General features: G+C 45.8%; 1 protein-coding gene. It reads left to right on the forward strand.

All coding sequences use genetic code 11. The features are described from left to right. A partial coding sequence (locus tag A3757_RS02355; protein WP_068739112.1) for a DUF3530 family protein occupies positions 1-864 on the forward strand: 864 nt, incomplete at its 5' end. Between the last annotated feature and the right edge of the window lie 51 nt (positions 865-915).

Genomic DNA, 915 nt, shown 5'->3' on the forward strand with positions numbered 1-915 from the left:
GCTTTACAAAGACCTTCTCAAAAGCCGCAACAACATGGTGCTGTTTTATTGGTTCCTGGTATCGGCCAGCATGCGGACTGGCCTAAAGTAATAAGGCCTGTACGCAGTGGGCTTCCAGAGGCGGGTTGGTATACCTTGGCGCTCTCATTACCAGGCGCTTCCATAGACAAAGTCCCAGAGCGAGCTTTACCAGTAAAGAAATTTGATGAGCTTGAACTAAGCCCTGCTTTGGCAGAAGCATTAAACAACAAGACAGCCAAAAACGAGGATAGTGGAAAAGATAAGTCAGATGGTGAGGCGGAAAAAAGTGAGCAAGCGGCAGACAAAGACGATGCAGTTACCGAAGACAGTTCTGATCCAGATAAACCTGTTGATATAGACCTTGCCGATAAAGAAAAGCAGCTAAAAGCAATTCCCTACCAAGACAAAGCGCTTGCGCACGTGAACGCTGGTATTTCGTACTTACAGCAGCAAGGCTATCAGAATATTGTTTTGTTAGCCTATCGCGCTTCAGCCAACATTGCCTTTGAGTATCTCAAGCAAAAGCAGGGGACATTTAGTAATAAAGGCTTTGCTCTGGTACTGGTTGACCCTGAGTTTGATGAACCTTTACAAGTCGATCTGGCAGAGCATTTAGGGCAAAACTTCCAGCCACCCGTCTTGGAGATGGTTAATTCGGTGGAAGATGAAAGTTCTGTCAAAGCGCGCTTGGCATCGGCAAACGTGGCTGGCGCAATTAACTATATGCAAGTGGACTATGCGTTTAATTTATCTGAAGGGCCACAGAAAAATTTGGTTCGACGAATTCGTTATTGGCTTGAGAAATATGCACCGGGTATGATTGTAGGTAATCGTTCCCGTTAAGTCGGCGAAGTAGCTGGACGGTAAGTTCATAGACGCTACAGATTACAATGC

Source organism: Oleiphilus sp. HI0117 (genome assembly GCF_001635235.1).